At 73.3% G+C, this 6,484-nt stretch carries 8 protein-coding genes and 1 pseudogene; 2 read left to right on the forward strand and 7 right to left on the reverse strand.

Annotated features, from left to right (window positions below; all coding sequences use genetic code 11):
• A partial coding sequence (locus ABZ749_RS26340; protein ID WP_357232493.1) for a helix-turn-helix transcriptional regulator occupies nt 1-418 on the reverse strand: 418 nt, incomplete at its 3' end.
• A gap of 80 nt (nt 419-498) precedes the next feature.
• On the opposite strand from ABZ749_RS26340, the gene ABZ749_RS26345 reads away from it, so the two are divergent.
• Entirely contained in the window at nt 499-885 is a 387-nt protein-coding gene (locus ABZ749_RS26345) for a nuclear transport factor 2 family protein (RefSeq protein ID WP_357232496.1), read from the forward strand.
• Here the strand turns inward: ABZ749_RS26345 and ABZ749_RS26350 are convergent.
• Both ABZ749_RS26350 and ABZ749_RS26355 read right to left on the reverse strand, forming a co-directional pair.
• On the reverse strand, nt 882-1,826 hold the full coding sequence (locus tag ABZ749_RS26350) for an acyltransferase domain-containing protein (RefSeq protein WP_357232499.1): 945 nt from the start codon (nt 1,824-1,826) through the stop codon (nt 882-884). The two genes, ABZ749_RS26345 and ABZ749_RS26350, sit on opposite strands and share 4 nt — an antisense overlap.
• 29 nt (nt 1,827-1,855) lie before the next feature.
• Nucleotides 1,856-2,440: a hypothetical protein gene (locus ABZ749_RS26355; protein WP_357232502.1), complete on the reverse strand. Its 585-nt coding sequence runs from the start codon at nt 2,438-2,440 to the stop codon at nt 1,856-1,858.
• Between the two features lie 248 nt (nt 2,441-2,688).
• On the opposite strand from ABZ749_RS26355, the gene ABZ749_RS26360 reads away from it, so the two are divergent.
• Nucleotides 2,689-3,297 (forward strand): NAD(P)-dependent oxidoreductase, encoded by a 609-nt coding sequence (locus ABZ749_RS26360; RefSeq protein WP_357232511.1) that lies wholly within the window; start codon nt 2,689-2,691, stop codon nt 3,295-3,297.
• Here the strand turns inward: ABZ749_RS26360 and ABZ749_RS26365 are convergent.
• The 4 genes and pseudogenes from ABZ749_RS26365 to ABZ749_RS26380 all read right to left on the reverse strand — a co-directional run.
• Nucleotides 3,242-4,363: pseudogene (locus ABZ749_RS26365) on the reverse strand (nucleotide pyrophosphatase/phosphodiesterase family protein); the annotation flags it as partial. The gene ABZ749_RS26360 and the pseudogene ABZ749_RS26365 overlap by 56 nt on opposite strands.
• A complete protein-coding gene (locus ABZ749_RS26370; protein ID WP_357232505.1) occupies nt 4,360-5,127 on the reverse strand; it encodes a methyltransferase domain-containing protein in 768 nt (255 codons plus the stop codon). The gene ABZ749_RS26370 and the pseudogene ABZ749_RS26365, both read right to left, overlap by 4 nt.
• Before the next feature lie 75 nt (nt 5,128-5,202).
• Complete coding sequence (locus ABZ749_RS26375) at nt 5,203-5,379, reverse strand: hypothetical protein (protein ID WP_167492956.1); 177 nt, start codon at nt 5,377-5,379, stop codon at nt 5,203-5,205.
• Nucleotides 5,380-5,472: 93 nt separating this feature from the next.
• Nucleotides 5,473-6,484: OB-fold nucleic acid binding domain-containing protein (locus ABZ749_RS26380; RefSeq protein ID WP_357232508.1), on the reverse strand; the 1,012-nt coding region annotated here is incomplete at its 5' end.

The following is a 6,484-nucleotide window of genomic DNA, read 5'->3' on the forward strand; positions in this document are numbered from 1 at the left end:
GGTTCACCGGTGGCCGCAACAGGTCGGGGGCCACGTACGCGAAGAACGGGTCGACCGCGCGGTTGGTCAGCAGGATGTTCCACCGACGGTCGAAGACGAGCGCCGGATACGGTTCGTGAGCCCGGAGCACCCTGCGGACCGCGCTGAGGGCACCCGACAGGGCGGCGTCGTCGAGCGGGCGCTGCGCGTACCGGGGGGCGAAGCCGGCGGCGAGCAACAGGTGGTTGCGGTCACGCAGCGGCACGTGGAGCTGCTCGGCCAGCCGGAGGATCATGTCGGCGCTCGGCGTGGACTTGCCGGTCTCGACCAGGCTGACGTGCCGAGCCGAGACGTCGGCGGCGATCGCCAGGTCGAGTTGGCTGAGCCCTCGGCGCTTGCGCCACTGCCGCAGCAGTTCCCCGACCGCATACACGATCATGACCCTACTCATCCTCGCTCGGGACGCCATGAAGTGCGATGTCATCGACAACCATCCGGGCCGGGGAAACACTTGCGCCCATGACCACCGAGAACAAGAGCATCGTCGGACGTGCGTTGGCGGGGCTTGTCGACACCGGCGACGTCGACACGCTCGCCTCGTACCTGAGCGAGGACTTCACCCATCACCGGTCGGATTCGACGACCTCGACCAGGGCGCAGTGGCTCGCTGCGGTCCGCGCAGCGCTCGGCCCGACCACCGGCATGCGGGTCGACATCCTGCACCTGCTGGCCGACGGTGACCACGTCGTGGTGCACTCGCGACGCCGACTCCCCGACGCAGGGCCGGAGATCGTGGTGGTCGACGTCCTGCGGATCGCCGACGGATTGATCGCGCAGGTGTGGGAGGTCATCGAACCGGCGGCCCAGGCCGCCGCCAACGACGCGTGGTGGAACGCGGATGCCTAGATCGGAAAGCGGCCGTGACGCCAGTGCCAGTGGCCGCCGGCCCGCAGGTGGTCGATGATCGCGCGTTGGAGCACAGTGCGGCGCGGCAGCTCGTCGAGCGGCGTGGTCAGGGTCCGGAACCCGAACCGCAGGACCTCGATGTCGGCGTCCGGCCCCGCGGACTCGTCGTAGGGCTCCAACTCGAACCGGCGCTGGAACCGCACGATGTTGGAGTCCTCGGGGAGGTACTCCCGCAGCTGTGGGTCGAGCAGCCACGACGCGCAGGAGAACGCGGTGTAGCGCTCGTCGGGAAAGTGCCGGGGAAAGAACGCTCGGGCCTCGTCGAGGGACGACGCCACCGCCTCCGGGGTCAACGGCCCCGAATCGGGGACGTGCAGCCCGATCGCCCCGTCACCGCGCTGGTGCTGTAGCCGGCCCAGCTCGTAGACGCTGCCGCGCGAGTGCAGCGTCAGCCAGCTCTGCATGATCGGCCAGCCCTCGCCACGCATCCGTCGGTCGATGGCGAGGTTGCGGCCCAGGTCAGCCAGGGTCACCCAGGTCACGGCGTCGGGGATGCCGTGGTCGCTGTGATACCCGCGCACCACGTCGACAAGGGCCAGGTACGCGTACACGTAGAGGTGCCGCCAGGCAGGCCCGCGCTCCCGGGGCAGCTCCGGACCGGGCGATAGCCAGTCGTAGCCCGCGAGGTCGGCGCGGACCAGGGCGATCGAGCGGTCGAGCAGCCAGCGCAGCTCCGGAGTCCACAGGGCGGAGCCGGGGTCGGGCCAGCCCGCCAGGATCTCGGCGGCGTCGTCCGGCGGCACGGTGAGCCGGTCGAGGATCGCGGGTGCGTCGGCCTTGGCCGGCAACGGAGCTGACGGACCGTCACCGGCGAGCCGGTGCACGCGGTCGACGTCCTCGACGGGCACTCCGAGCCGGCCGGCGATGTCGTCGGAATTCACGCCGACGACCCTACCGGCGGGCGAGCGTTTCAGGAGTCCGCCGGAACTCCGGCGTCGAGCTGCCCGATCATCGGTGCGAGGAGGTCGTTGAGTTCCCGGGCCAGCACCGCCACGGCCCGGCGCGCCGCCGCGGCAACCTCGTCGTCCGGGCCGTCGGGCGTCGGCGGCAGGTCGTCGAGCGGGACCGGCGCCTCCACCTGGAGCAGCGCGCGCAGATGCGGGCGGCGTGTCTGGTCCTGCTCGGTGGGTGTGGTGAACTGGCCGAACAGCCGGGGCCAGTCCTGCCAACCACGGTCGCGCTGCCACTGCTTGGTCCAGGTCAGCTCGGCGGGCCAGCGGGAGGCCACTGTCACCGCGCAGACCAGGCTGCCGTCCCACGGGCTACACGCGCAGGTCGCCGAGATGATCCGGCGGTGCCAGCGCACGAAACCCGGCGACAGCTCGGTGGCCAGCCGCCAAGCGGTCACCGCGAACGCCACGGGCGCGAAGTCACCCCAGGTGTCGGCGAACTCGTCGATCCGGCGGAACACCTCGGCCTCGTACCGGCCACGCCCGTCGGTGCCGTGCTCACGGTCGAACTGCTCGTCCAGCCAGAAGGCGCGCGGATCCGGCATCCCCAACCCCCGTTTGTGAGAAGTGCTCGGACACACGGTTGCGCATCCCGCAGTCAGGCAACCGTCACTGACCGTATGCGACATGCCCTACTGTGGACCCTCCATCCGAGCCTATCGCCTGTTCCAGGACGCCGGAACGCATCGGCCCCACCACCCACCCCAGGAGGTTCTGTGCGAAGCACGCTCGGATTCGTGGGTTGACAAGACACCGGTTCCAGAGTGGACGATGCACCGTGCGAATTCTTGTGGTGGGTGGCAGCGGCCTGATCGGCGCGCACGTCGTGGACGTCCTGCGGGAGCGTGGGCACGCCGCTACCACAGTGGCGCGTACCGCCCAGCCGGGCATCGACCACCTGCTCGACGTCGGGTCCGCCCAGGTCGACGAAGTGCGGCAGTTGCTCGCCGGCCACGACGGCGTCGTCTACGCCACCCGCACCGACGAGCAACGGCCGCTACCCAAGCCAATCTATCCCGAGTTCCGTCGAGACAACGTCGACCCGGTGGTACGCCTGTTCACCGCCGCCCGCCTCGAAGGTCTCACCCGGGGCGTCGTGATGGGCTCCTACTACACCTACTTCGACCGGCTGCACCCCCAGTGGTGCCTCACCGAACGGCACACGTACATCCGCTGCCGCCTGGAGCAGGCCCGGGAGGGGCGGGCGGCGGCCGGCGAGGGCCTGCCGGTCGCCGTACTCGAACTGCCCTTCGTCTTCGGTCGGGCCGGCGACCGACTGCCCAACTGGGCCGGTCCGCTGGACCGGTGGGCCCGCTCGCGTACCCCGCTGGTCGCCCCGACCGGCGGCCGTGGTAGGCCACCAACTTCGACGCCATCGGCCGCTCGGTGCGACTGGCCATGACCGCGTACGTGTCGTTGCAGATCACCACCACGTCGCCGATCCGGCCCAGGTGTTCCTCGGCCACCGGCCCGAACCAGCCGGTGGCCACCATCTCGTCGCGGGTGCGTACCCGGGCCGTGGCGCCCAGCACCTCCGACCAGGCGGCCCGCACGTCGTCCACCGCGCCCGGCTCGACGTGCAGGTAGCGGACCCGGGCCTCGCCGGCCACCAGCCGCACGCCGGCGCGCAGTCGCGGATCGGTGTCCAGGTCGAAGCGGTGCGTGGCAGGGATGTCGAGCTGGCCGTGGTCGGCGGTCACCAGCAGCGCCGCGTCCGGCGGCAGCCCGTCGACCAGTCGGGCGACCAGGGCGTCCACCTCGGTCGCGGCGACCCGCCAGGGTGCCGAGTCGACGCCGCTGACGTGGCCGTGCCGGTCCAGATCGGCGTGGTAGCCGGAGACCAGTGTGGGCCCGGCCCCGGCGGCCAGCGCGGCCAGCATGGCGGTGGCCACCGCGTCCGCGCCGGCGGCGCCCCGGAAGTCGCCACCCCGGTTGGCGGCCACTGTCAACCCGCTGCCGCCGAACTCCGGCCGGCTCACCACGCTCGTCGTGACGCCGGCGGCGCGGGCCCGCTCCAACTGGGTGGGCACCGGCTGCCAGCACAGCGGCGACGGATCGGCGGCCCAGTCGGTGTGGGTGAGCACCCGATCGGTGCCGGGCACCCGCACGGTGAAGCCGAGCACGCCGTGCGCGCCCGGCGCGACACCGGTGCCCAGCGACACCAGGCTGGTCGGGGTGGTGGACGGGAAACCGGCGATGAGCGGCCGGGCCACCGTCGCGGCGAGCCCGGCGACAGTCGGCGCGTACGGCGCCGCGGTCGGCAGCTGGTACCAGCCGAGCCCGTCGACGAGCAGCACCGCGATCCGGCGTACCCCGGCCAGCGCGGGTCGGAGCCCGAGCGGGTCGGTCGAGCCGGGCACCCCGAGCACGGCCAGCGCGCTGGGCAGCACGTCGGCGAGGCGGCCGCCGCCGTGGCCCGGCCCGAGGATCTCCAGCGGTGCCGGCTGGCCACCGGCCTCGGCGATCATGCCGGCCGGCGGGCGAACAGGTGCAGTTGGGCGGCCAGGTCCCGGTACGGCGGCTGGGCGGCCAGCGCACGTTCCAGCTCGACCACGGCCGCGGACTGCCCGTCGGCGACAGCGGCCGGCAGCAGGTCGGCCAGCACGCGTACCCCGTGGATCTCCTCGACCACCAGCCCGGCGGCGCCGAGCAGCGCGGCGGCGCCGGGGGCGTCGTAGCGTCGGCGCAGCGTGTCGCGCGGGCCCGCGGTGCCGGCCGGATCGGCGGCCACTGTGGTCGCGACGTCCAGGTGCCCGTTCATCGCGCGGCCCAGCACGGCGGCGGCCCGGCCGGCCACCAGCACGCTGGCCGCGCCACCCGGGCGCAGCGCGGTGGCCAGCGCGGTCACCACCGGCGTCGGGTCGTCGACCACCTCCAGGACGGCGTGGCAGAGCACCAGGTCGACGCCGGCCGGCTCGACCAGCCCGGCGAGGGCGTCACCGTCGCCCTGCACGGCGGCGATCCGGTCGGCCACCCCGGCTTCGGCGGCGCGGCGGGTGAGCGCGGCGAGCGCGTCGGGGCTGGCGTCGACGACGGTGACCCGGTGCCCGGCGCGGGCCAGCGGAACGGCGAAACCACCGGTGCCGCCGCCCACGTCCAGCACTGTGAGCTCGGCGTCGCCGCGCCGGTCCAGCTCGGCACGGAGCACCGACCAGATCACGGCGGTGCGGGGTGTCAGCGGCGGCTCGGCGAACCGGCCTCGGGTCTGCTCCACCCGGCCGAGCCTAGTCACTCGGCCCGGTGGTGGTGTGGGCGTGTGGCGGGGGCGCCCACCACACGCCCGATCGGTGCGTGGCGCGGCGGCCGGTCAGGCCTCGGTGCCCTCGGCCTCGTCCTCCGCCCGGGACCGGCGCTCGTTGGCCACCGGACCGTTCGTCACCTCGTACTCGCGGGGGTCGGCGAGATGCGACGGCACCCAGCCGGTGCCCAGTCGGGTCCGCCGGGCGTTGGCGATTCCACCGGTGTACGCGTGATTTCCCGTCACTGTCGTTCCCCCTCACGGATCACGGGCCGCTCTGCCCGCTCGGAACAAGTCTCCCGCTCGACGGCTCGGGAAACCGTAATGTGGATCACTGAATCAGCGGAAGTCACGGGAGGCCGGACGCACCGGGGGCTCGATGGCGTCCAGCCGGTCGGCGACCAGGTTGGTCACCCCCTCGTGCCGCTGCAACCGCCCCCGGACCACCAGCGCGGCACTGGTCCGCGCCACCCGCCGGTAGCGCTGCCACAGCCCCGGCGAACAGGTGACGTTGAGCATCCCCGTCTCGTCCTCCAGGTTGAGGAAGGTGACCCCGCCCGCGGTCGCCGGACGTTGCCGGTGGGTGACGATGCCGCCGACCCGGATCCGTTGCCCCGGCTCCACCCGGCCGAGCCGGGCGATCGGCACCGCGCCGAGCACGTCGAGCTGACCCCTGATGAAACGGGCGGGGTGGCTCTCCGGCGACAACCCGGTGGCCCACACGTCGGCGACCAGCCGGTCCACCGCCTCCATCCCGGGCAGCGTGGGCGCCGCCGCGCCGGTCACCGTGCCGGGCAACCGGCCCGGTCGGTCCTGGGCCGCCGCACCGGCGGCCCACAGCGCCTGCCGCCGGGTCAGCCCGAAACAGGCGAAGGCGTCCGCGGTGGCCAACGCCTCCAACTGCGCGGCGGTGAGACCGAGCCGCCGGGCCACATCCGGCATGTCCCGGTACGGCCCGTCGGCGACCCGTTCGGCCTCGATCCGCTCGGCCACGTTGGCACCGAGCGTGCGCACACTGGACAGGCCGAGCCGGACGGCGGGGCCGCCCAGCCCCCAGGAGTGCGGCGGCTCCCCTGGCCCGCTGCCCCACCGGGTCTCCGGGGTGGACTCCAGCACCGCCAGTGCCCCGCTGGCGTTGATGTCCGGACGACGGACCTCCACCCCGTGCCGGCGGGCGTCGTCGACCAGGGTCTGCGGCGAGTAGAAACCCATCGGCTGGGCGTTGAGCAGCGCGGCCAGGAACGGCGCGGGGTGGTAACGCTTGAGCCAGGAGCTGGCGTAGACCAGGTAGGCGAAGCTCATCGCGTGGCTCTCCGGGAAGCCGTAGCTGGCGAACGCGGTGAGTTTGCGG

The sequence above is a fragment of the Micromonospora sp. NPDC047753 genome (assembly GCF_040642735.1).
Lineage (GTDB): Bacteria > Actinomycetota > Actinomycetes > Mycobacteriales > Micromonosporaceae > Micromonospora.